23 protein-coding genes and 3 tRNA genes are annotated in these 23360 nt (G+C 67.8%); 17 read left to right on the top strand and 9 right to left on the bottom strand.

All coding sequences use genetic code 11. The features are described 5' to 3' along the window. Nucleotide 1: 1 nt before the first annotated feature. The 4 genes from M1L58_RS06155 to M1L58_RS06140 all read right to left on the bottom strand — a co-directional run bounded on the left by M1L58_RS06155 (nucleotide 2) and on the right by M1L58_RS06140 (nucleotide 3922). Entirely contained in the window at nucleotides 2-985 is a 984-nt protein-coding gene (locus M1L58_RS06155; protein ID WP_006867132.1) for an alpha/beta hydrolase, read from the bottom strand. A gap of 120 nt (nucleotides 986-1105) precedes the next feature. Continuing rightward, the gene (locus M1L58_RS06150) at nucleotides 1106-1906 is read right to left on the bottom strand and encodes an ABC transporter permease subunit (protein WP_248658215.1); all 801 of its coding nucleotides are present in this window, start codon (nucleotides 1904-1906) and stop codon (nucleotides 1106-1108) included. Next, nucleotides 1903-2817, bottom strand: coding sequence for an ABC transporter ATP-binding protein (locus M1L58_RS06145; RefSeq protein WP_248658214.1), 915 nt, complete (start codon nucleotides 2815-2817; stop codon nucleotides 1903-1905). Before M1L58_RS06145 ends, M1L58_RS06150 begins: the two co-directional genes overlap by 4 nt. A gap of 7 nt (nucleotides 2818-2824) precedes the next feature. Beyond that, nucleotides 2825-3922 (bottom strand): magnesium transporter CorA family protein, encoded by a 1098-nt coding sequence (locus tag M1L58_RS06140; RefSeq protein ID WP_248658213.1) that lies wholly within the window; start codon nucleotides 3920-3922, stop codon nucleotides 2825-2827. A gap of 147 nt (nucleotides 3923-4069) precedes the next feature. Between M1L58_RS06140 and M1L58_RS06135 the strand changes: the two genes are divergently transcribed. Further along, on the top strand, nucleotides 4070-5305 hold the full coding sequence (locus tag M1L58_RS06135) for a hypothetical protein (RefSeq protein WP_248658212.1): 1236 nt from the start codon (nucleotides 4070-4072) through the stop codon (nucleotides 5303-5305). Here the strand turns inward: M1L58_RS06135 and M1L58_RS06130 are convergent. Further along, complete coding sequence (locus M1L58_RS06130; protein ID WP_248658211.1) at nucleotides 5279-5779, bottom strand: acyl-CoA thioesterase; 501 nt, start codon at nucleotides 5777-5779, stop codon at nucleotides 5279-5281. The two genes, M1L58_RS06135 and M1L58_RS06130, sit on opposite strands and share 27 nt — an antisense overlap. 240 nt (nucleotides 5780-6019) lie before the next feature. Here M1L58_RS06130 and M1L58_RS06125 point away from each other — a divergent pair, with 240 nt between their 5' ends. Beyond that, nucleotides 6020-6973: an alpha/beta hydrolase gene (locus tag M1L58_RS06125; protein ID WP_248658210.1), complete on the top strand. Its 954-nt coding sequence runs from the start codon at nucleotides 6020-6022 to the stop codon at nucleotides 6971-6973. Here M1L58_RS06125 and hisC read toward each other — a convergent pair. Then, nucleotides 6970-8037 (bottom strand): histidinol-phosphate transaminase, encoded by a 1068-nt coding sequence (gene hisC, locus M1L58_RS06120; RefSeq protein ID WP_248658209.1) that lies wholly within the window; start codon nucleotides 8035-8037, stop codon nucleotides 6970-6972. The two genes, M1L58_RS06125 and hisC, sit on opposite strands and share 4 nt — an antisense overlap. A gap of 117 nt (nucleotides 8038-8154) precedes the next feature. Between hisC and M1L58_RS06115 the strand changes: the two genes are divergently transcribed. Then, a tRNA-Ser gene (locus tag M1L58_RS06115) sits at nucleotides 8155-8246 on the top strand. 36 nt (nucleotides 8247-8282) lie between these two features. Continuing rightward, nucleotides 8283-8355 (top strand) — tRNA-Arg (locus M1L58_RS06110). A gap of 60 nt (nucleotides 8356-8415) precedes the next feature. Here M1L58_RS06110 and helR read toward each other — a convergent pair. Continuing rightward, on the bottom strand, nucleotides 8416-10596 hold the full coding sequence (gene helR / locus M1L58_RS06105; protein ID WP_248658208.1) for an RNA polymerase recycling motor ATPase HelR: 2181 nt from the start codon (nucleotides 10594-10596) through the stop codon (nucleotides 8416-8418). A 465-nt stretch (nucleotides 10597-11061) separates the two neighbouring features. On the opposite strand from helR, the gene M1L58_RS06100 reads away from it, so the two are divergent. Both M1L58_RS06100 and M1L58_RS06095 read left to right on the top strand, forming a co-directional pair. Beyond that, a complete protein-coding gene (locus tag M1L58_RS06100; RefSeq protein WP_248658207.1) occupies nucleotides 11062-11808 on the top strand; it encodes an MmpS family transport accessory protein in 747 nt (248 codons plus the stop codon). A gap of 61 nt (nucleotides 11809-11869) precedes the next feature. Beyond that, nucleotides 11870-12520: a putative glycolipid-binding domain-containing protein gene (locus M1L58_RS06095; RefSeq protein ID WP_248658206.1), complete on the top strand. Its 651-nt coding sequence runs from the start codon at nucleotides 11870-11872 to the stop codon at nucleotides 12518-12520. Here M1L58_RS06095 and M1L58_RS06090 read toward each other — a convergent pair. Next, nucleotides 12517-13491 carry a prephenate dehydrogenase gene (locus tag M1L58_RS06090; protein ID WP_248658205.1) on the bottom strand — a complete coding sequence of 325 codons (975 nt, stop codon included), beginning with the start codon at nucleotides 13489-13491 and terminating at the stop codon, nucleotides 12517-12519. The two genes, M1L58_RS06095 and M1L58_RS06090, sit on opposite strands and share 4 nt — an antisense overlap. Nucleotides 13492-13569: 78 nt before the next feature. Here M1L58_RS06090 and M1L58_RS06085 point away from each other — a divergent pair, with 78 nt between their 5' ends. The 5 genes from M1L58_RS06085 (at nucleotide 13570) to M1L58_RS06065 (ending at nucleotide 15522) form a co-directional block, all read left to right on the top strand. Continuing rightward, a complete protein-coding gene (locus tag M1L58_RS06085; RefSeq protein ID WP_040536308.1) occupies nucleotides 13570-14112 on the top strand; it encodes a tRNA adenosine deaminase-associated protein in 543 nt (180 codons plus the stop codon). Nucleotides 14113-14122: 10 nt separating this feature from the next. After that, entirely contained in the window at nucleotides 14123-14587 is a 465-nt protein-coding gene (locus M1L58_RS06080) for a nucleoside deaminase (protein ID WP_248658204.1), read from the top strand. Between the two features lie 119 nt (nucleotides 14588-14706). Continuing rightward, entirely contained in the window at nucleotides 14707-14976 is a 270-nt protein-coding gene (locus M1L58_RS06075) for a hypothetical protein (protein ID WP_248658203.1), read from the top strand. Between the two features lie 167 nt (nucleotides 14977-15143). Next, on the top strand, nucleotides 15144-15353 hold the full coding sequence (locus M1L58_RS06070) for a CsbD family protein (protein ID WP_006867147.1): 210 nt from the start codon (nucleotides 15144-15146) through the stop codon (nucleotides 15351-15353). Between the two features lie 78 nt (nucleotides 15354-15431). Beyond that, a tRNA-Ser gene (locus tag M1L58_RS06065) sits at nucleotides 15432-15522 on the top strand. A 31-nt stretch (nucleotides 15523-15553) separates the two neighbouring features. Here M1L58_RS06065 and M1L58_RS06060 read toward each other — a convergent pair. Beyond that, the gene (locus M1L58_RS06060; RefSeq protein ID WP_006867162.1) at nucleotides 15554-15994 is read right to left on the bottom strand and encodes a MarR family winged helix-turn-helix transcriptional regulator; all 441 of its coding nucleotides are present in this window, start codon (nucleotides 15992-15994) and stop codon (nucleotides 15554-15556) included. Nucleotides 15995-16086: 92 nt separating this feature from the next. On the opposite strand from M1L58_RS06060, the gene M1L58_RS23590 reads away from it, so the two are divergent. The 6 genes from M1L58_RS23590 (at nucleotide 16087) to M1L58_RS06030 (ending at nucleotide 23325) form a co-directional block, all read left to right on the top strand. Further along, the gene (locus M1L58_RS23590; protein ID WP_374112672.1) at nucleotides 16087-16764 is read left to right on the top strand and encodes an alpha/beta fold hydrolase; all 678 of its coding nucleotides are present in this window, start codon (nucleotides 16087-16089) and stop codon (nucleotides 16762-16764) included. Continuing rightward, on the top strand, nucleotides 16748-16978 hold the full coding sequence (locus M1L58_RS23585) for an alpha/beta fold hydrolase (protein ID WP_374112665.1): 231 nt from the start codon (nucleotides 16748-16750) through the stop codon (nucleotides 16976-16978). The genes M1L58_RS23590 and M1L58_RS23585 overlap by 17 nt, the downstream gene beginning before the upstream one ends. Nucleotides 16979-17144: 166 nt before the next feature. Beyond that, on the top strand, nucleotides 17145-18611 hold the full coding sequence (locus tag M1L58_RS06045; RefSeq protein ID WP_248658202.1) for a class I adenylate-forming enzyme family protein: 1467 nt from the start codon (nucleotides 17145-17147) through the stop codon (nucleotides 18609-18611). Between the two features lie 120 nt (nucleotides 18612-18731). Further along, entirely contained in the window at nucleotides 18732-20594 is a 1863-nt protein-coding gene (locus tag M1L58_RS06040; RefSeq protein ID WP_248658201.1) for a DUF3556 domain-containing protein, read from the top strand. Next, nucleotides 20591-22018 carry a phytoene desaturase family protein gene (locus tag M1L58_RS06035; RefSeq protein ID WP_248658200.1) on the top strand — a complete coding sequence of 476 codons (1428 nt, stop codon included), beginning with the start codon at nucleotides 20591-20593 and terminating at the stop codon, nucleotides 22016-22018. Before M1L58_RS06040 ends, M1L58_RS06035 begins: the two co-directional genes overlap by 4 nt. Nucleotides 22019-22041: 23 nt before the next feature. After that, the gene (locus tag M1L58_RS06030; protein WP_248658323.1) at nucleotides 22042-23325 is read left to right on the top strand and encodes a PucR family transcriptional regulator; all 1284 of its coding nucleotides are present in this window, start codon (nucleotides 22042-22044) and stop codon (nucleotides 23323-23325) included. The last annotated feature ends 35 nt before the right edge of the window (nucleotides 23326-23360 follow it).

Below are 23360 nucleotides of genomic sequence, written 5' to 3'. Positions count from 1 at the left end.
ATCAGCGCAGTCCGACCGACCGCATCAGGATCGGCCAGGAGACAGCCAGCTCGTCCTTCCAGTAGCCCCACTTGTGGGTGCCGCTGGGTCGCAGGTTGGAGGTGTACGGGATGCCGAGGCGCTTCAGGCGATTGCTCATCTGCCCGGTGCAGGTCCAGCTGCCGAACTCGCCGATCATGCCCTGGAGGGTCTCGTCGATCGGGTCGGCGAGCAGGTTGTTGTACTTCCCGGGTAGACCGTTGCCCGACGACATGTAGATGGTCTTGCCGCGCAGCTTCTCCGCGTTGACGTAGGGATCGTGGGCGCTCCACTCGGGGTCGCCCATCGGGCCCCACATGTTGTCCGCGTTACCGCCGCCGCGGCTCACGTCCCACCGGGTGAGCAGCTGGTTCTGGGGGCTCGAGATGTTGGCGCAGTCGCTGTAACCGGCCACCCCGCTGTAGAGCGCCGGGCGGCGTGTGGCGAGTGTGAGGGCAGCGACCCCGCCCATCGACGCCCCGGCGATGGCGTTGCGACCGTTGCCGCCGTATTCCCCGTCGATCAGCGGGGGTAGCTCCTCGGTCAGGAACGTCTCGTACATGTACTTCTTGCCGACGCCGGGATCGACTGCGCGCCAGTCGGTGTAATAACTGTGCGGATCGCCGACCGGCGTCACGACGTTGAGCTTCTCGCCGGCGGCCAACTGCTGCAAATTCGTCATCGCGTACCAGCCGGACTCCTCGTCGTGCGCTTCGGCGCCGTCGAGCATGTACAGCGTCGGCCGCTTGGCGTCCCCGGCCGCATGCTGGACGTCGACGGTGATCTCGCGACCCATCGACGGCGACCAGATCTGCAGGCGCTCACGGCCGTCGAAGGCGGCCGAGGAGACGATGCGAGCGGTGTTGTCGTCGGCGACGGCGGACGGGACTCCCGGGGTGAGTACGAGCGCGACGAGCAACGTTCCGACCGCGGCCAGTACTCCGGTCACCGTGCGGTGTCGTCGCATGCGGCAGCCCCTGTCGTCGGTCGGTCGATCCGTCGAGTATGGGGCAGATGTGACGGAAGGGGCAGGTGTTGTGACCGGATCGCAACGACGGGCCTCAGATGCGCCCCGCCGCAGCCGCAGCTAGGCGATGTCGCGACGCAGCGTCGTGTACCGGCCGATCAGCGCGAACACGGCGATGTAGGCGAGCATCACGAGAGCGCCGGCCCACTGCGGGAGCAGATCCCCGGCACCTTCACCCATACTGGCGTAGAAACTCGTGCCGACCAGGGCGTCGGCCGCGGAGCCGGGCAGGAACTTCGACACCGACGCGGTGGCGTCGAAGGCGGCCAGGGCGAGCCGCGCGATCGGCTCGACGAGCTGGGTGAACGCCAGCAGGATGACGATCGCGGCCACCTGGTTGGAGACGAGGGCGCCGAACGCGACGCCCAGCGCGGTCCACAACACCATCACGAGCATCGACAGGGCGATCACCTCGATGGTCGATGCGTCGCCGAGATAGGCGCCGTCGCCGACCAGTGTGAGGACCGGGGCGGCGGTCGCCACCACCGCGAGCGTCCCGAGGATGCCGTACAGCGCTCCGATCGGGATACCTGCGATCAGCTTGGCCAGCAACAGGACTCCGCGTCGCGGCTCGACGAGGAGGCTGGCGGTGATGGTCTTGTGGCGGAACTCGCCGGTCATCGCCAGGCTGCCGATCACCAGCGCGAAGACGTAACCGATCGGCGAGGTCAGCGCGTAGATCGACCGTGCGAGGTCGCCGCCGGAGAGCAGCACCGGCTGGTTCATCGCGCTCTCGGAGTTCAGCGAAAAGGCAAGTACCGCACCGATGAAGGCCAGATACCCGACCATCGCGACGAGCAGCACCCACCACATCCGGGTCGAGACGAACTTGCGGTATTCCGCGACCAGCGCCGCCCTCATCGCACAGCTCCCATCGACGGCGTGGCCGAACCGGTCAGTTGCAGGAAGACGGTCTCGAGATCGGCTCCGGCGTCGGCGAGTTCGTGCAGCTCGATGCCGGCACCGAAGGCCGCGGAGCCGACGGTGGCGGTGTCGACGCCGTGGACGCGGAAACCTCCGGGGGCGTCCTCGATCTGCCAGTGGCGCTCGCGCGCCAGTGCCACGAACGACGCGGGGCTCGGGGTGCGGACCCCGACCGCGTGGACGGCCAGGCCCTCGAAGTCGGTCAGCGTCGACGCGCGGATCAGCCGGCCGTTGCCGATGACCACCACATCGTCGACCGTGCTACGCACCTCTGCCAGAACATGACTGGACAGCAACACCGTCCGCCCCTCGCGGGCCAGCGACCGCAGCAGCCCGCGCAGCCAGACGATGCCCTGTGGATCGAGACCGTTCGCCGGCTCGTCGAGAATGATGACGCGGGGATCGCCGAGCAGCGCCGTCGCCAGGCCCAGCCGCTGCCGCATCCCCATCGAGTAGCCGCCGACGCGGCGATCTGCGGCCGCGGTCAGTCCCACGTAGTCGAGGACCTCTTTGCACCGGGCCTTCGAGACACCCACCTGCGGTGCGAGCGCGGTGAGATGGCCGAGCCCCGTGCGGCCCGGGTGGAAGCTCGACGCCTCCAATGCTGCCCCGACCTCCTGCGCGGGACGGCGGATCTGCCGGTACGGGCGGTCGCCGATGAGCGCGCGTCCCGCTGTCGGCTCGACGAGCCCCAACAGCATCCGGAGCGTGGTCGTCTTGCCCGAACCGTTCGGACCGAGGAAACCGGTCACGCGCCCCGGCGCGACCGTGAAGGACAGATCGTCGACCGCGGTGACCGCGCCGAAGCGCTTGGTCAATCCATCGATCGTGATGGCAGGGGAGTTCAACGTCGTGTCACAACCAATCGCGGCGTCGGAAGGAGATGTAGAGACCCAGCACGACAACAACTATCAAACAGATGCTCATGATGAAACCGGCGTTGTCGAGATACCCCGGGAACGGCACGTTCTGTCCGTAGAAACCGGTGATCGCGGTCGGTACCGCGATGATCGCGGCCCAGGCGGTCAGCTTCTTCATCACGGTGTTCAGCCGCGCGTCGGCGAGTGTCAGGCTCGTCTCGAAGACGGTGGTGATCATGTCCCGCAACGACTCCGTCCACTCGGTCGCGCGCAGGGCGTGGTCGTAGAGATCGGAGAAGTGGGGGTCGAGTTCGGGCGGCGCGTGGTTCTCGAGACGACGCCGCTGGATGCCGGCGATCACCTCACGCATCGGCAGGACCACCCGTCGCAGCACGACGAGGTCTTTGCGCAGATCGTAGGTGCGGCGCTGGAGCTCCCGGCCCGGGACGCGCTCGTCGAAGAGCAGCGCCTCGAGGTCCTCGATCTCGTCGTCGAGCCGCTGCACAGCGTCGAAATGCCCATCGACGACGACATCGAGTAGGCCGTGGACGAGCGCGCCCATGCCGTATTGCATCGCGCCGCTCTCCGCCCAGCGGCGGACGACCTCGTCCATGTCGAAGTCCGGCGTCGGGCGCACGGTGATCAGGACGTTCCGTTTGATGAAGATCGAGATCCGGTGGAGGTCGAACATCCGGGCGCGGCCGTTCGCCGACGGTCCGAAGTTCGTCGTGGGCTGGTCGTCCGCGACATCGTCGGCCTCGGTCTGACCGGCGTCGCCGTCGTGCAGGGCGATCGCGTAGACCATGACGAACGTGTGGCCGGAGTACATCACCGTCTTCACGCGTTCGGCCGCCGCCACGGTGTCCTCCACCGCGAAGGGATCGAGGTCGAGTTCGGAAGCGACCCTCGACAGGGTCTCGTGGGTCGGGCACTCGAGGTCGGCCCAGATGAGGGTGTCGGGATCGTCGGCATCGAGACAGTCCGAGATCGCGTCGATGTCGAAGCCGTCCACGGCTTCGCCGCCGCGCCACAGCTGGCCGCGTACCCGCTCGTTCGCGTGCTGTCCGGTGTCGGCCTCGGCGGAATCGGTCATGCCCACATCGTGTCAGCCCGGCCACTCGCGTGAGCCCAGGTGAGGAGATCACGGTCACCCAGGCGTGTCCGGAGCCGCGGGTAGCATCGGAACCGGTGTATGCGGAAACGGGGGCGCACCGATTCTCCCAGGTAAGGCGGCAGTGGCATGGTCGAGTACGGCTCGAGAGGGCAGGGGCGGATGCCTGCGCGCAGCAGCGAGCAGATCCGGGAGTGGTGCGACCGGTCGGCACTGCCGGGTGAGCGCCGCGAGCTGTCCGACACCGCAGCGCTGCTCGTCGCTGCCGGTTACCTGACTCCCGGGGGCCGGGCGATCGTGGTGCGGAGGATCTCGACGGGCCGACCGATGCCGACGGTCCCCGCCGGTTTCGGTGACCTGCGCCGCCTGCAGCGCGCGATCGTCCAGCTCGAACACCAGCTGTCCAACCCGGTCGTCCCGAGTGTCGTGGGCGCGGTCATGCGCAACCGGCTGAACGGTCTCCAGCGACGCCGCGACGACGCACGCAAGCACATCGTGACCGCCAAGGGCGTCCTCGCCTCCGGAACGCGAGCGATCCGCCGCGAGCGCCGCGAGAACATCTACCTCGAGATCGAGGAACGCGAACGGCTCTTCTCCGGCCTGCTGTGCACGCCGACCCCCAACGTCAACTCCTCGGGCTACGTCCGACGCGCGGGCACCGCGGCCATCGACCGCATCGCCGGCGTCGTCGGGCAGGTCGCCGCGAAGTCGGGCAACCCGCAGGCCGGGCAGTGGGCCGATCAGCTCCTGACCAACGGTCGCGACTCGGCGCAGGCAGGCGCCCCGCGGTCGGCGACTTTCGTCGACGGCTACGAGACCCTGCTGTTCATCGCCGGCCACTACTACGACCGCATCGTCGGCAATCCCGCGTGGCGTTCGGATCACTTCGAGGTGCAGCGCACCCAGGTCAACCTGCACGCGGAACTGGCCGAGATCGCCGCCGACGTGATCGCCCTGCGCGCGGTCCGCATCGACCTCGACCGCGCGAAACACAACGGCGGATTCGATCGCACCTTCGCAGCCCAGATCGACCAGCGCGAGACGACGCTACGCCCGGTATGGAGTGAACTCATCGATCGCGTCCAGGCCCTCGGCGAGGTTGCGCACGTCGTCGAGTCGGCGGCCGTCGAACTCCAGGTGCTCGCCGAGTACAACAAGGCGATGACCCTGGACGACCGCATCGACGCGCTGGTTGCGCGTTCGGGTGACCGGGAGATCTCGGTCGACAACGCCAAGCGTCTCAGCGAGCAGGTGCGCAGCGGTGAAGAGCAACTTCGGATCTACCGGGATGTGTTGCAGGGCAACATCGCCCGGATCTCGCCGGCTGTACCGCGGGAGCTACCGGCCCGTTACGAGCCGTCGTGACCAGGCCTGGAGATAATCCTTCTCGCCGGGGCTGAGGCGGCGGAGCGTGTGTTTCTCCACGTCGACGACGGCCATCTGGGTGCTCGCCACACACGCCGGGCGGCTCGACGGGTCGGCGTGTGCACCCCGGATCTCGTAGCCGATGGTGAAATCGACCGAGCGGAAGTTCTTGATCCACATGCCGATTCGCAGCGGCGAGTCGTCGTGTCGGAGTTGGGCCTGGTACCGGATGTCGACGTGGACGATCATCGCGCTGGTGATCAGCGGGGCGTACTCCTCACCGGCGCTGAGGAGCCATGCGATGCGCGCCTCTTCCATGAGGGTGACCATGCGCGCGTGGTTGATGTGCCCGAATGCGTCCATGTCCGACCACCGGACCGGGACATCGGCGGTGTAGGCGTACCCGTTGTCGTCCAGACCCCCGTCCTCGACCCTGTCTTTCGGCGAGTTCTGTCCGTTCGGAGGTTTTTGCATCGCGACTTTCACTCGGGGACACCGATTGTGTGGTGGTTGGTATCGGATCGGCCACTTTCGCGACGTCCCGACCTGCCGAGCGGCAGGTAGTCTGACAGTCTAGATGTCGCCACGTGTCCAGATGGTCGGCGCGGAGCCCATGCATGGCGAACGAGGGCTTCCGGTGCGGTCGGGGTTTGCCGGGTAAGGGAGTTTGACGTGAGATCGAGGCGCTTGATCGCGGGTCTTGCCAGTCTGGTGATGACGGCCGCATTGACCCCCGTCGTGGCCCATGCGGCCCCGCGGCATGCGGAAACGAAACCTGTCGCGCGCATCGCCAAGACCGTGGAGATGAGTGCCCAGCGTACCGACATCTGGGTGTACTCGCCGGCCATGAACGACCGCATACGCGTCTCCGTGCTGACTCCCGTAGGAGCCACCTCTCCGCGGTCGACGTTGTACATGCTCGACGGCGCCGGCAACTACAAGGACGTCAACGACTGGATCACCAAGGGACGCGCCGGCCGGTTCTTCGCCGACAAGAACGTGAACGTGGTGCTTCCGGCCGGAGCGTCGGGCACCTTCTACACCGACTGGAAGCAGCGCGACGCGAAGCTCGGCAAGCCGATGTGGGAGACGTTCCTGACCAAGGAGCTGCCGCCCCTCGTCGACCGCAGGTTCAACGGCAACGGGCGCAACGCGATCATCGGCCTGTCCATGGGTGGACAGGCGGCGTTCGCGCTCACCGTCCGGAACCCGGCGATGTACACCGGCGTCGCATCGCTCAGCGGTTGCCCGCCGGTGACGGGACCGTTCAACGAGGCCTACGTGCGCTCGACGGTCGGGCGTGACGGCGGCGACGCGACCAACATGTGGGGGCCCTTCGGCTCCGCCGGGTGGCGCGCGCACGACCCGAACCATCATCTGGACAAACTGCGCGGGAAGAACATCTTCCTCTCCGCCGGGTCCGGGGCCATCGGTCCGCTCGACCTACAGCGCCGCATCGACCCCGAGGAGGGGTCCCGCGACGTCGTGACAGCGTCGTCGTCGGCCCTCGAGCTGGGCGCCTACCGCTGCTCGCTCGAGTTCGCGGTCACCCTGCGCGCCGCGCGTATCCCGTACACCGACGGCTTCCGCCTCATCGGCACCCACACGTGGGGTTACTGGGAGCGCGACCTCGAAGTCGCCTGGCCGACCATCGCCCGCGGTCTCTAGGCCCGCGGGCCGCCCCAGTTCTCGGCGAACGCCAAGAAGACGTCACCTTCGACGGCGTTGGTGACCGTCACGCGCACACCGTCACCGTCGAACGGTCGGATCACCACACCGGCGTCGACGCCGGCCCGCGCGAACTCCATCGCCGCGTCGCCCAGATCGAGCCAGACGAAGTTCGCTTGCGATTCGGGCACTCGGTAGCCGGCGGCCCGTAGCCGCTCGGTCACGCGGGCACGTTCGGCGACCACGGCGTCGGTCCGGGCGACGAGCTCATCCGCGGCCTCGAGGCTCGCGAGCGCGGCCGCCTGGGCGACGCTGCTCACCGAGAAGGGCACGTGGACCTTGCCGAGCGCAGTGATGACCTCGGGGTCGGCGATCGCGTAACCGACGCGGAGACCGGCGAGGCCGTACGCCTTGGAGAAGGTGCGCAAGATCACGAGATTCGGGAACTCGCGGCGCAGTTCGAGTGCGTCATAGGCCTGGCTCTCCGGCAGGCGCAGGTACTCGAAGTACGCCTCGTCGAGCACGACGAGGATGTCCGACGGCACCTTCTGCAGGAACGCGCGGAGGTCGGCCGCCTCGACGACGGTGCCGGTCGGGTTGTTCGGATTGCACACGAACATCAACCGGGTCCGGTCGGTGACAGCCGCAGCCATCGCGTCGAGGTCGTAGGTGAGGTCGCCGGTCAGCGGCACCTGGACCGGCGCCGCCCCCGCCACCCGCGTGGCCAGCGGGTAGGTCTCGAACGACCGCCAGCCGAAGACCACCTCGTCGCCGGGGCCGCTGGTGATGGTGATCAGGTTCTGGCAGAGGATCACCGATCCGCAGCCCACCTGGACCTCGTCCTCGGTGACGCCGAGTTTCTTCGCGAGCGCTGCGGTGAGTTCGACGATGCCGTTGTCGGGGTAGCGGTTGACTCCGGCCGCGGCTGCGGCGATGGCGTCGACGACGCTCGGCAACGGACCCTCGGTGACCTCGTTGCTCGCGAGCTTCACGGCCCCGGGAAACGTCTTGCCCGGAACGTAGACGGGAAGGGTGTCGAGATCGGGGCGGATTCGCAGGCTCACCAGACCAATGTAGGCCGACCCGTCAGAGGGGCAAAAACCGGCTCTGACCAAACGGTTTGCTTGTGGACGCGGCGGGTGTGTAATCTTTCGTCCGGCAGTTCGAAAGGACTCCGCCAAGGAGGCGTGCCAGAGCGGCCGAATGGGACTCACTGCTAATGAGTTGTCTCGCTAAAACGGGACCGGAGGTTCAAATCCTCTCGCCTCCGCCACCGCAGTCGGCCGACGGCGGTACAACTGAATAACACGCGCCCGTAGCTCAACGGATAGAGCATCTGACTACGGATCAGAAGGTTTGGGGTTCGAATCCCTACGGGCGCACAGAGAGAAACCCGCCACCGGTGACCGGTGGCGGGTTTCTTCGTTCATTACCGAGGTGGTCTACGTCTCTGTGGTGAGTACCACCAATTCGTTCGTCGCCCGCGTCATCGCCACGTATCGGTCCACGGCTCCTTCGATGCCCTCACCCAAGGACTCCGGATCGACCAGCACCACGAGATCGAACTCGAGTCCCTTGGCGAGGGTCGGGGTCAACGACCGGACCCGCTCGTTCCCGGCGTATCCCGGGTCGCCGATCACACAGACCGTGCCGTGGTCGTGCTCGGACAGCCAGCGGTCGACGACGGCCGCGAGCTCGGATCGTCGTCCGTACCGTACGGGCAGACCGCGACGGCGTACCGAGGTCGGGACGTTGGCGTCGGGCAGCGCGGCACGGATGACCGGTTCCGCGGCGGCCATGATCTGCTCGGGCGTCCGGTAGTTGATGGTCAGACCCGACTGGGCGACGTCGTCGAACCCGACTCGCCGCAACCGATCCGACCACGACTCGGTGAATCCGTGGCGGGCCTGTGCTCGGTCGCCGACCACCGTGAAACTCCTCGACGGGCAACGGCTCAGGAGCATCTGCCACTGCGCGTCGGTCAGCTCCTGTGCCTCGTCGACGACGATGTGCGCGAACGGGCCGGCGAGCCGGTCCGGGGTGTCGCTGTCGGCGAGGACGCCGTCGTCGAGTGCGTTGCGCAGGTCCTCGCCGCGGAGCATCGTCATCAGACCCTCGCCGTCGTCGTGCACCTGCGCGGCGATGAGATCGTCGACCACCTGGCTCATCCGCGCGTGCTCGGTCTCGACGGTCGCACGCCTCCGACGTCTGCGCAGCGCGGCTTCGGGGTGCCCGACCCGGCGACGCGCGGCGTCGAGCAGCGGGAGGTCGGCGTCGGTCCAGGCGTCGGCGACGTCGCGCTGCAGGGCGCGCACCTCGTCCGGCGACAGCCACGGTGCGCACCGGCGCAGGTAGGCGGGCACCGACCACAGATCGCCGACGATGTCCGCCGGCTGCAGAACCGGCCACGCGCGATGGAACGTCGACGTGAGCTCCTGGTTGGTGGCCAGCGCCCGCCTCAGTGCGTGGAAGGGAACCTCGTTGTCGTGCTTGGCGGCGATGATCGAGACGAGTTCCTCCCACACCTCGTCGCGGCCGTCGTTGTGCGGCGTTCCCGGCCCGGGCACGTCGAAGGCCTCGGCCCAGTCCGCTGCCGTGAGAGTGACCTCGTCCCAGGGGGTTTCGACGACGAGCGGCGTCGTGGGTGGTTGTTCGTAGAAGGCGACCGCCGGCTCGACGGCCCCGACCATCCGCGCGGTCGACTTCAGCTGCGCCACCCGTTCGTCGGATTCCGTTGTCGCCGAATCGCCTTCGGCGACCAAGTCGGACAGGGTGCAGGTCTGCACGCTCTCCTCGCCGAGGCTCGGCAGTACATCGGCGACGTAGGCGAGGTACGGGCGGTGCGGACCGACGACGAGAAGTCCTCCACGGTTGCCGGCGAGGCGGGGGTCGGCGTAGACGAGATAGGCCGCCCGGTGCAGGGCCACGACCGTCTTGCCCGTGCCGGGGCCGCCGTCGACGACCAGCGCCCCGCGCGAACCGGCGCGGATGATCGCGTCCTGGTCGGCGGCGATCGTGCCCAGCACGTCCCGCATCCGCGGCGAACGAACTGCGCCGAGATCCGCGATGAATGCCGACTGGTCGTCGAGTGCGGCGTGACGATCGAGGACCGCAGGGTCGTCGACGAACACCTCATCCCAGTAGTCGGTGATGTGTCCGCGCGTCCACCGGTAGCGGCGTCGGCTGACCAGGCCTGCGGGATCGCGCAGGGTGGCGGCGAAAAACGGTGCCGCCGCGGGGGTGCGCCAGTCGACGAGCAGGGCCTCGCCGGTGGAGGCAGCCAGGCCGAGTCGGCCGATGTAGAGCACCTCACCGTCGGCACCGACGATGCGACCCAGACACGCTTCGAGGCTGAAACGCTGCAGCGCGCGTACGCGGGAGAGGGTTTCGTGGATCTCGAGATCACGGTCGAGGGCCCGGCGACCTCCGCCGCCCTCGGACCGGCGGAGTACATCGATCCGGTTGGTGGCGTCGGCGATGCTCTTGGCGAGACCGGCGGCGATGGTGGCGAAATGGCGCTCGTCCTCGGCGATGAGAGCGGGGTCGGCTTTGGCGGACAGTCTGGTCGGCAGGTCGAAGACGGTGCTGGGTTCGGGGGCGACCGGGGCGGACGGCACTGACAAAGAGGCTCCGAGGGTGCGATGCGGGTGGGACTTCTGACAGGTGGGAAGGCGATTCTGCACCCCGCAGGGGGTCTTGCGGCAAGGCCCCGTCCAGCGCTTATGGTGAAGAGGGAAGAACATTCGGACACCTGGTGCGTTCTGGATTCAGACGCGCCGATCGCATCTGTTGCACGGTGTTTCCAGATGTGTGAAGGTGTCATCAGTTCACTCGGTGAACGATTTCGGTGGGGCCTGTCAGGGGGCTGCCGCCCCCGGGTATGGGGGTAGGGGCGGCAGCGCGGCGTCGGTCGACGTGGATTCCGCAGGGACACCAAGCCTCAAGTGCCGCCTTCGATCTCATTCGGTCAGCCGGTTTTGCTACGTACTGAGCCTCGCGTGACCTGCATTTCCAGACCGCGCGGGGTCACCGGAACAACGACCCGCCGTAAGGTCGAAGACAGACGACACTTCGACCGGAGGCCGACGATGGGACAGCCGTACAGCGGGCCGAACCGCGACGCCCGCGACCCGCGGGATCGCGGCAACGACCCGTACACGCAGACACCCGTGTCGCCGCAGCTGTACCCGCCACTCGGTTACGCCCCGGACGGCACCGCACTGTTCACCCCCGGCCAGCCGACGAACACCGAACTCCGGGCCGCCGAGCAGGCCGAGCGCGAACAGGCCCGCGCCGCCGCCGAGTCGGCAGCCGGGGCGGACGACGAGACCCGCATCCCGAAGGTGTCCACCACGTCGCTCATCGTCTGCCTCGGACTCGTTGTGCTGGTGGCGGTGGCGATCGTCGGGTTCAGCGGCATGTTCCGGAACGAGCCCACCGAGCCGCCGCTCGCCGACCCGCCCACCACGATCGACACGGTCCCGCTTCCGCGCACGTTCGAACCGCCGCGGTTGACCCCCGAGGGTCCCGGCCGGTCGGCGCCCGGCGGACCCGACCAGCGCGTCAACCCGCAGGACAAGCCGGTGACCTACGAGGTCGCCATCGACGGCCAGGCGACCATCCTCTACGTCGACGCGATGGGTCTGCGGTCGGAGTTCGCGCCGTCGAATCCGTGGAGCGTCGAGTTCACCGGCAGCGACAATCCGTTGCGCCTGCTCGTGATTGCCGGGACGGGGAGCGGCGCCAAGTGTTCGATCACCGTCGACGGCAAAGTGGTCGTCGAGGACACCGTGACGGCGTCGTCGGCCCGGCGGACCGCCTCCTGTATTGCCTGACCGGCTGTGATGGGTGTCTCCGCGGTCGTCCACTTGGTGGAGTGACCAGCACGTCCGATGTGTGATCGGCCCGCCGGCTCGCTACCGTAGTCGTGTGAGTTCCCCGCAGACAGCCCCCGACAGTGGGCAGTCCTCCGCCTCCACGGACGAGTTCAAGACAGTGCTGACGTGGCGTGGTGAGGACACCGATCGACTCGAACAGGTGCGCCTGGTGGTCTCCGGCACGCGCGTGAAGGCCTACGGCCGGATCATCGCCGCCGAGACCGACGACCACGAGGCCTTCTCGGCATCGTACGAGTTGCAGACCACGGAGTCCGGCGTCACCAAACGCCTCACCGTGCACCTCATCTGCGAAGCGGGGGAGACCCAGTTCGGCATCACCCGCGACAACGAGGGCACCTGGCTCATCCGGCGCCCCGACGGCGAGATCATCCAGTCGGACTTCGACGGTGCCGAGGACGTCGACCTCGCCCTCTCGCCGATGTTCAACGCGCTCCCGCTGCGCCGCAAGGCGCTGACCGCGGCAGACGGGGCCGTCGACGTCCCGGTCGTGTACATGTACCTGCCGAGCGGCGAGGTCAAGGCGGCGACGATGTCCTACACCGCCACCGCGAACGGCATCGACCTCGTGTCGCCGCTGGCGACCACCACGATCACGCTGGACGAGAACGGCTTCGTCGCCGACTACCCGGGACTCGCCCGCCGGGTCTAACCCACCCAGACCCTCCCCTGATGGGCCTGGCGGCGGAGTTCCTCCTGCCAGCCCGGCTCGCCGACGGTCACCCCGCTGATCGGTTCCGGCTCGCCCTCGTGCAGCCGCTCGTAGGCGACGCGTGCGCGATGTCCGTCGTCGACCAGGATCTCCGCGGTGCCGTGGTCACGCAGCTCGTCGCGTGCGGCGATCAACCGGTCGATGGTCTCGCTGAGCACATTCAGGACGGCGATGCCGTTGGCCTCGATCATCGCCCGCTGCAGCGCGGGTGCGGTTCCGGCGACCCGGGTCCCGTCGCGGAAACTGCCCGCCGCCAGACGCAGGGCGAGGTCGCTCTCACCGGCGCCGACCGCGGCGGTCGCGGCCGCCGTCAGATGCGGCATGTGCGAGATCGCGGCAACGGCTCGATCGTGGGCGTCGGGCGCCACCGGCACCACCTGCGAGCCCGCCAGCCGGGCGATCGATGCGACGGCCAGCCAGTCGTCGGCGTCGCTGTGGTCGGTCGTGGCGACCGCCCACATCGCTCCTCGGAACAGCGTCGGATCGGTCGCCGACCAGCCGGATCGGCTCGTACCGGCCATCGGATGTCCGCCGACGTAGCGCGCACCGGGATGCGCGCGCGCGATCACCTTCTCGACTTCCTGCTTGACGCTGATGACGTCGGTCAGCAACGCGCCCGGCGCATGTTCGGCGGTGGCCGAGACGATCGGCTCGATGGTCGTGACCGGCGTCGCGAGCACCACGACGGCGTCGGACTCGGCCGCCCGGCGCAGGGTTGCGACGAGATCCGTCGACGCCTGGTACCCGTCCGCAGTCGCTGCATCGACGGTCGCCGACGAGCGGTTGTAGCCGAACGCCTCGTGGCCGGCGTCGTGCAGGACGCGCAGCAGCGAGCCACCGATCAGACCCAGACCCAGCACGCACACCGGCGGCGTGGGCGCAGAACGCGAGGACGACGAGTCAGCAGTCACGCTGACAACGTTCCCATACCCTGATCGATGCCCGTCCCGGGACTTGGGACTGCCGGTGATAGCGGCTACGGTTTCTCCATGGCCGGTGCCGGATTTGGGAAGTCGGGGTCGAACGCGCAAGACGTGGACGACGACATCGACGGTTTCGCCGTTGCGGTGGTCCGTGACGAGAGCGGATGGAAGGTCTCCGCGCTCAAGCCGTCGGCGCTCACCGATCTCGAGGACGCCGAGAGACAACTCCGCGAGCTCCGTTCCGCCGGTGCGGTCTTCGGCCTGCTCGACGTCGACGACGAGTTCTTCATCGTCATCCGTCCCGCGCCGGCGGGCGCTCGTCTGCTGCTCTCCGATGCGACCGCGGCGATCGACTACGACGTCGCGGCCGACGTCCTCGACGCCCTGAACCTCGACGTCCCGGACATCGACCCGGACGAGCTCGACACCATCGACCCCTGGGAGGAAGGCGACCTCGCCGTCCTCGCCGACCTGGGCCTGCCCGACGCGGTCATGAGCATCATCGTCGGCGACACCGACCTCTACGCCGACGAACAGCTCGGCATGATCGCCGCCCGACTCGGCTTCGCCGACGAATTGGGCAAGGTTCTCGACTCTCTCGGACACTGACCGGCGCCCGATGAGCGCGCCCGCGTGGGAGAGCATGGTCCGCGCGGCACTCGACGCCGCGTCGTTGTCGGGAACCGACGACGTCCCGATCGGTGCCGTGGTCTTCGACCCCGAGGGCGTCGAACTCGCCCGCGCGGCCAACCGCCGGGAAGCCGACGGTGACCCGACCGCACACGCCGAGGTTCTGGCCCTCCGTGCCGCCGCTCAGGCGTTCGGCGACGGCTGGCGACTCCCCGGGTGCACGATCGCGGTGACCGTCGAACCGTGCACGATGTGCGCCGGTGCGATCACGCTCTCCCGCGTCGACGCGCTCGTGTTCGGGGCGTGGGAGCCCAAGACCGGTGCGGTCGGGTCCCTGTGGGACGTCGTACGCGACCCGCGCCTCACGCATCGCCCCCAGGTGAAGGGCGGCGTCCTCGAGGGCGAGTGCCGGGCGCTGATGGTCGACTTCTTCGCGGCCAAGCGCGAGCACTGAGGACGACGGCCGCGCGGACACAAAAAGATCGGGGAGATCTCAGGGTCGCGACCGATGGTCGGCGTCGTGCTGCTCTGGCAGATTGGACAGGTAGTCCCATCAGATCTCGAGGAGTAGCCATGTCCGACCCGGCCGACAAGGTCACCGCAGCCTTCGACACCGCCAAGTCCAAGATCAACGAACCGGCCGAGAGCGGCAAGGTGCAGGAAGCGCTGGGCACCGCCCGCGACAAGATCGACGAGTTCGTCGAGAGCAAGCAGGTCCAGGATGCGCTCGGCACCGCCAAGGACAAGCTGAGCGAACTCGCCGAGAACGAGAAGGTCCAGGACGCCGTGACCACGGCCAAGGACAAGATCACCGAGGTCGCCCAGAAGTTCGGCAACCGCTGATCACCCTCTGACCTGCAATTTCTGCAGGTCGGTGAGCGTCTGTGGCACCGTGGAAACCAGGAGTCAGCTCCTGACGACCCCCCGCGTCGAGCCACTGGCGCGACGGTCGCCGAGTTCTTCCACCTCGGCCGGCACCGGGCCGCGCCGAACCTCACCGAGGAGGCTTCATGGGAACCACTGACGACGCCAAGAACAAAGCCGAAGAGCTGAAGGGCCGTGGCAAGGAAGCTGCCGGCAGCCTCACCGACGATCAGGATCTGAAGAACGAGGGCAAGGGCGACAAGGCCCAGGCCCAGGGCAAGCAGAAGATCAGCGAGGCCGCCGACGCCGTCAAGGGCAAGGTCGACGACGTCAAGGACAAGCTCACCGGCCACTGAGGTGCCCGCTGCACCCGGTTTTATGGCTCTGACCAGCTGATTTAAGACTCGCAGCCCTGCTGCGGTACAGTCTTTCGCGGTGGCGTGTCCGAGCGGCCGAAGGTGCAGCACTCGAAATGCTGTGTGCGGTAACCCCGTACCGAGGGTTCAAATCCCTCCGCCACCGCCAGAGATGACCCCCCGTCCTCACGGATGGGGGGTCATTTCTCTTCGGGGACCCCGTCGCGGAGAATCCTGAGCGCATTCTCGGTCTCGGCGACCCGGTCCGCGCCGAGTGCCGCCTCCCACCGCACGCGAATGCGGTCGAAGGCCGCGCTTCCGACTCTGATGGCCTCGCGTCCGCGGGCGGTGATGCGCAAACTCTTGCGCCGGGCGTCGTCGGCGTCCGCGGCGCGTTCGACGTAACCCAACCCTTCCAGCGCGGTGATCGTCTTCGCGGCGGCCTGACGCGAGACGCCCAGGCGCCGGGCGAGAGATGCCGCGTTGCCCGCTCCGTCGTCGATGGCCTCCATGGCGAGTTCGTTGGACACCGTCAGGCCCGGGTGTCCGGCGTCGGCCAGTTCGTCGACGACCTCGCGCGTCATCGCATCGAAGGTCTCGAGCAGCAAGCGGGCGAACTGGGCCCCGCGGGAAACATCCACGACCGGAGGTTACCGACCGCCTCGGCTATTGACAACCAGGTTGACAGATACCTACCGTATTGACAACCAGGTTGACAGAACGAGGAGTGGTCATGAGTGTGGAAGCGCGCAGTGCAACCAGGGCGACGATCCCCGAGGTGGAACACCACGTCGCGTACGTGAACGGGACGTCGCTGCACTATGTCTCGGCGGGGAGCGGTGGTTCGCCCATCCTGCTCGTCCACGGATTCCCGGAGTCGTGGTGGACATTCCGCCGACTGATTCCATTGTTGGCGAAGGGCCACCAGGTGTTCGCCGTCGATCTGCGCGGTTTCGGTGACTCTGCGGTCGCGGGCGAAGACTTTGGTGGTGCCATGGCGGCGGATGATCTACATCAGCTCATCCGGTACCTCGCTGTTGGTCCCATGCATGTTCTGGCGCAGGACATCTCGGGCGGCTCGGTCTATCGGCTCGCCTCCGCGCATCCCGAACTCGTGCGGAGCCTGATCGGGGTGGAGATGGGGCTCGCCGGGTTCGGTCTCGAAGGGTTTTGCCGATGTCGTCCACGGGGGATCGTGGCACATCGGTGCGTTGGCCGCACCGGGGATCGCCGATCTGCTGTTCGCTGGGCGGGAACGGAAAGTCCTCGGCGGCTGGGCGTTTCCGACGATGACGCGTGTCGAGGGGGCGGTCGACGAAGCCGATCTCGACGAGTTCGTGCGGGTGTTCGCGCGAGAAGGTGGCTGGCGAGGAGCGGCAGGCCTGTATCGATCCATGCTCTCCGAGGGTGATGAGTTCCGGGCCAAGGCGGTGGTGCCGTTGACCATGCCGATGCTCGCGGTGGGAACCTACGGTGGCCCGTTCACCGCTCGGACACTGGCTCAGATCTCCGCAGGGCCCGTCTCGACGATCGAGTTCGACGGCGTCGGGCATCATGTCGCGCTCGAGGCGCCGGACCGCTTGGCGCAGGCGATCGACGATTTCCTGACCGACGTCGACGGCTGACCCCTCGACGGTCGGTCGCGGTCACGCGAGATGCATTTGTGCTCCGAGCACAAACGCCCCTCCCAAGTCTGGCCTCCCAGGCCGTTCCAGATCACTGTGCGGTTCCTTAGTGTTCTGGATCACACACCGGAGTACAAACGCCGATCTGCCTGGGGAGGACCTACCCGTGACCAGTTCCTATTTCGCCTGGGACCTGACGAAACGCGGCGACGCACCGTGCGTACGCGACGACGTGACCGCACTCGACTACGCGGCATTCGCCGAACGTGTCGACGCCGCGGCCGAGCAGTTCGCCGCTCGAGGTGTCGGACGGGGTGACGTGGTGGCGACCTTCCTGCCGAACCGCGTCGAACTACTGATCACGTTGATGGCGGCCTGGCGACTCGGGGCGGTCGCCACGCCCGTCAATCCCGCCTTCACACCCGACGAGGCCCAGTACCAGCTCGCGGACTCGGGTGCGCGCCTCGTCGTCGGAGTGACCGCCGGCGGCACCGATGCCCATCGCGACTTCCTCCCCGTCGACGACCTCGCCACCTCGCCGAACCCGCGCTGGCGGGCCCCGGCCGCGCCGAGCTTCGACGACGACGCCCTGCTCATCTACACGTCCGGCTCGACCGGCCGCCCCAAGGGGGTGCGCCTTTGCCACGGGAACCTGCACCACATGGGATCGTCGATGGCGCAGCACTTCTCGCTCACCGATCGGGACCATGCCCTTCTCGTGTTGCCGCTGTTCCACGTCAACGCCATCTGCGTGAGCTTCCTGGCGCCGATGCTCGTCGGCGGGCAATTGAGCATCACCGGCAAGTTCTCGCCCAGCCGATTCTTCGACGACGTCGCGCGACTGAGACCGACGTACTTCTCTGCGGTTCCGACCATCTACGCACTCCTCGTCTCGCAGCCCGGCCTCACCCCGGATGCCACCGCGTCGCTGCGATTCGCGGTCTGCGGCGCTGCCCCGATCTCCAAGGAACTCCTCGACCGCGTCGAACAGGCCTTCGGCATCCCGATCGTCGAGGGTTACGGGCTCACCGAGGGCACGTGTGCGTCTGCCTGCAACCCGGTCGACGGAGTGCGCAAACTCGGCACGGTCGGGCCTGCGCTTCCGGGCCAGCACATCGTCATCGTCGACGCCACGGGCGCGGAGGTGCCGGTCGGAGAGATCGGCGAGGTTGTCATCAGCGGCCCGAATGTCATGCGCGGCTACCTGAATCGTCCCGACGCCACTGCGTCGACGGTCGTCGACGGCCGGTTGCACACCGGTGACGTCGGCCGCCTCGACTCCGACGGCTACCTGACCCTCGTCGACCGGATCAAGGACATGATCATCCGCGGTGGCGAGAACATCTACCCGAAGGAGATCGAGAACGCGCTCGCCACCCACCCCGACGTCCTCGAATGCGCCGTCGTCGGCGCCCCCGACGAGCTCTACGGTGAGTTGCCGGTCGCTTTCGTGGTCGCCTACCCGGACCGGAACCCGTCGGCCGAGGAACTCGCCGCCCACATCGCCGACCGACTCGCGAAGGTCAAGCAGCCCAGCTTGATCCACGTCGTCGAAGCCCTGCCGCGCAACCCGGTCGGCAAGATCGACAAGCCGGCCCTGCGCAACGAGTTGCGCAGCCCGGCACCCATCTGACGACCCCCACCGATCCGTCACCTCGCAGCCGTCCCCGGCTGCCGGGGCGATACCCCACGCGCCACGGACCCCCGCGACGCCCGAATCCAGTGACATCCACCGGAAAAGGAGTGCACAGCAATGGGACTCACCCAACCCGATTTCCCCCAAGTGGACCCGGAGACATTTCTCCAGAGACCGTTCTTCGACCGGATCCGCACACTCGGTGCCCATTGGGCCGATTACGGATTCGGCACACCGAAGATGGTGCACATCATCTATCTGGCGAAGGTCTTCGTCTTCTACGTCGGCGTGGGGATCACCATCGCGACCCTGACGTCCGGGCTCAACCCGCTCCACGTCACCGAGTGGTGGAACCAGCCCATCGTCTACCAGAAGGCGATCCTGTGGACGGTGCTGGTGGAGATCCTCGGCATCGGCGGCTCGTGGGGTCCGCTGGCCGGCCACTTCAAGCCGATGACCGGCGGCCTCCTCTACTGGTTGCGACCCAGGACGATCCGGCTCCCACCGTGGCCCGACAAGGTGCCCTTCACCAAGGGTGATTCCCGCACACCCTTCGACGTCGCGATCTATGCGCTCATCCTCACGAATCTCGTTGTCGCGATCGCACTTCCGGGTGTCACCTCGAACTCCCTCGACGCCGCGATGGCCGACAACCACGGCCTGGTGAACCCGACGCTGATGTACCCGCTGATCGCCCTGATCATCGTGATGGGACTACGGGACAAGGTCATTTTCCTGGCCGGACGATCCGAGCAGTACCTGCCCGCCATGATCTTCTTCGGAATCCTGCCGTTCGTGGACATGATCCTCGCGCTCAAGCTGCTGATAGTGACCGTCTGGGTCGGTGCCGGCATCTCCAAGATGGGGCATCACTTCTCGATGGTGATCGCGCCGATGCTGTCGAACACCCCGTGGCTGCCGAGCAAGACCATCAAACGTGCGCACTACCGCAACTTCCCCGAGGACATGCGGCCGTCGAAGCTGGCCGGCGGTGTCGGACATGTGCTGGGCACCATCGTCGAGATCGTCACACCCCTGGTGCTGCTGTTCTCCACCAACAAGACCCTCACCGTGGCGGCGGTCGTGCTGATGGTGTGCTTCCACCTCTTCATCCTGTCGACGTTCCCGCTGGCCGTTCCCCTCGAATGGAACATGCTGTTCGCCTACGCGTCGGTGTTCCTGTTCCTCGGGTTCCCGGCTTGGGACGGCTACGCCCTCACCGACACCTCGACCCCGTGGGGCCTGGTGCTGATCGTCGCGGCGCTCTGTTTCTTCCCGGCTCTGGGCAACCTGCGGCCCGACCTCGTCTCCTTCCTGCCGTCGATGCGTCAGTACGCCGGCAACTGGGCGTCGGCGACCTGGGCGTTCGCGCCGGGCGCCGAGGAGAAGCTCGACAAGTACGTCGTGCGTCCGGCCAAGAACACCCGCACGCAGTTGCTCGAGTCGTACCCGCCCGAGGTCGCCGACGTCGTGATGCACCAGCTGCTCGCCTGGCGGTCGCTGCACAGCCAGGGTCGCGCGCTGTACTCGCTGATGATGCGGCATCTCGGCTCCGACATCGACACCTACACCCTGCGGGAGGCGGAGTTCTCCTGTAACTCGCTGGTGGCCTTCAACTTCGGCGACGGGCACCTCCACGACGAGAAGCTGATCGCCGCCCTGCAGCGACGCTGCAACTTCGCGCCGGGTGAGTTCACCGTCGCGTGGATCGAGTCGCAGCCGATCCACAAGGGCACGCAGAGCTACAAGGTGATCGACGCCGCGCTGGGTGTCATCGAGACCGGCACCTACCGGGTCGTCGACGCGATCAACGAACAGCCCTGGCTGCCGAACGGGCCGATCCCGTTCGAGGTCGAGTGGACGCTCGACGTTGACGCCCGTCGCGCGGTCACCGATCCTGAGGTGGTGCGTGAACCGCAGATGCGCCGCAACGACCGCGGCACGTCGCCCGTACCGGCGACAGACCAGGTGCAGCAGTGACCACTGCTGTCGTGGTCGGCGGCGGGCCCAACGGGCTCGCCGCCGCCCTGCACCTGGCCCGCAACGGGGTGCAGGTGACGGTGCTGGAAGCCGCAGACACGGTCGGGGGTGGCGCACGGTCCGGCGAACTGACCGTCCCGGGCGTCATCCACGACCACTGCTCGGCGTTCCATCCGCTCGGAGTGGGATCGCCGTTCTGGGCCGAGGTCGGGCTCGAGAAGTACGGGCTGGTGTGGAAGTGGCCGGAGATCGACTGCGCCCACCCGCTCGATTCCGGTGACGCCGCGCTGCTGTACCAGTCGATCACCGAGACCGCCGCCGGCCTCGGTTCCGACGGCAACCGCTGGCGGTCGCTCTTCGGCGACCTGGCCGAACACTTCGACGACCTCGGCGAGGACCTGCTCCGGCCGATCGTCAACGTCCCCGGACACCCGATCCGCCTGGCGGCCTTCGGTCCCCGCGCGGTACTGCCGGCGACCGTGCTCGCGCAGTGGTTCCGAACCGACCGGGCGCGTGCGCTCTACGGCGGCATCGCCGCGCACCTGTTCTCTCGTCTCGACCGGCCGTTGACGGCTTCACTCGGTCTGATGATCGCCGCAAGCGGCCATCGATACGGGTGGCCGGTCGCCGAGGGCGGTTCCGGCGCCATCATCGCGGCGGTGTCGGCAGCGCTGCTCGACGCCGGCGGCAAGATCGAGACCGGAGTCCGGGTCAGCTCCCGTGCGGACATACCGTCGGCCGACCTCGTCCTGCTGGATCTGTCGCCCGCACAAGTGCTCTCGATCTACGGTGACGCCATGCCTGCGCGGATTCGCCGTTCTTACCGGCGGTACCGCGTCGGGTCGTCGGCCTTCAAGGTCGACTTCGCCATCGGCGGCGACATCCCGTGGACCAATCCGGATTGCGTGCGGGCCGGAACCGTCCACCTCGGCGGCGATTTCGATGAGGTCGCGTACACGGAGAAGCAGCGCGCCGCGGGGGTCATGCCGTCCCGGCCCTTCGTCCTGCTCGGTCAGCAGTACGTCGCCGATCCCAGCAGGAGTGCGGGCGGCATCAACCCGATCTACGCATACGCGCACGTCCCACGAGGCTTCGACGGCGACGCCACCGATCAGATCGTGGCGCAGATCGAGAGATTCGCGCCGGGCTTCCGCGACCGCATCGTCGCCACGACGAGTATGGGCACCGAGGCGCTGCATCAGGGCAACGCCAACTTCGCGGCCGGCGACATCATCGGCGGCGCCAACGACGGGCTGCAGATGGTCCTGCGACCCCGCCTCGCGGTCGATCCGTACTCGACAGGCGTTCCGGGCGTGTACATCTGCTCCCAGGCGAGCCCGCCGGGCGCCGGTGTGCACGGGCTGTGCGGCTACCACGCCGCCGAGTCGGCGCTACGGCACAACCGTAAGAGCTTGGTGCGGTGACCGGTTCGGGTTCCTTCCGGTCGATGTCGACGGCCGCCGGTGACGCCGCCCGCGACCGACTGGCCGGGGTACCCGCCGCCGCCGGTTCCGAGCTCCTCGAACATGCGGCACTGGTGGCGAAGATGTTGCGGGAGAGCGAACCCGAGATCGTCGCCGAGCTGAGCTCGATGATGACGGGCATCGATCAACTCGACACCGACCCGAAACTCGTCGAGCTCCTCGAGGCCAGCGTCCACGGCAACGTGTCGACGATCATCCACGTACTCGCCAACGACATTCCCATCAAGCACCTCCAACCCGCCACTGCAGCAGTGGAATACGCGCTCCGACTGGCGCAGCGTGACGTGCCGTCGAACTCGCTCGTCCGCGCGTATCACCTGGGTCAGAACAATGTGATGCACCGTTGCTACCGGTTGGTGGAAGAACTCGACCTCGACGCCGAGGCGTCGATGGCACTGACCCGACACATCTCCGACGTCGTCTTCGGTTACATCGACTGGATTACGCTCTACGTGTTCGAGGCCTACGAGGACGAGCGTCGCCGGTGGCTGGGCGTCGAGGGCAACGTGCAGTCGGCCGCCATCCACACGTTCCTCGACAGCCTCGACGCCGACGACCGCGACTTCGAGAGCGAGACCGGATACCGCCTGGACCGGCGGCATCTGGCGCTCATCGTGTGGTCGGCCGACGACGACCCGCGCGAGCTGGGCGTGCTCACCCGCGTGGCACGCGATCTGGCCGTGCAGATCGGTGGGGGAGGGGACCCGATCGTCACCGCCATCGACCGGTCGACCGTGTGGGCCTGGATTCCGCTGGGGGTTCGCGGTGGGGACGAGAACCTCGCGCAGGCCCCGGTGCCGCCGGGAGTCAGGGTGGCGTGGGGACTCCCCGCATCGGGAGCCCGCGGCTTCCGGCGCACGCACGAACAGGCCCGTGCCGCCTATTCGGTCGCGACGACGCCGGGGAGTTCGGCGGGCCAGGTCGTCGGCTTCGGCGACCGGGGCCTCGCCGTCGTGTCCCTGCTTGCCCGCGAACTGGATTCGACGCGGGCCTGGGTCCACGAGGTGCTGGGCGGGCTCGCCGAGGACACCCCGAACGCGGCGATGCTGCGCGAGACGCTGTCGGTGTACTTCGCCACGAAGGAGAGCCACCTCCACACCGCCGAACGGCTGAACCTACACCGCAACACGGTGAAGTACCGCGTCGGCAAGGCGCTGGCCGAGGTTCCGCGCGACCGCGACCGCCTCGACCTCGCCCTGGCCCTCAAGGTCTGCGAGTTCCTCGGCCCCACGGTGCTCGACCGCTAGGTGTAACTCTTGGGGAGGTTGTGAACGGCGTGGTG

Origin of the sequence: Gordonia sp. C13 (genome assembly GCF_023218005.1) — a bacterium.
Classification (GTDB): domain Bacteria; phylum Actinomycetota; class Actinomycetes; order Mycobacteriales; family Mycobacteriaceae; genus Gordonia; species Gordonia namibiensis.
Note: the sequence above shows the minus strand (reverse complement) of the source record. Positions and strands in the feature narration are given on the sequence as shown.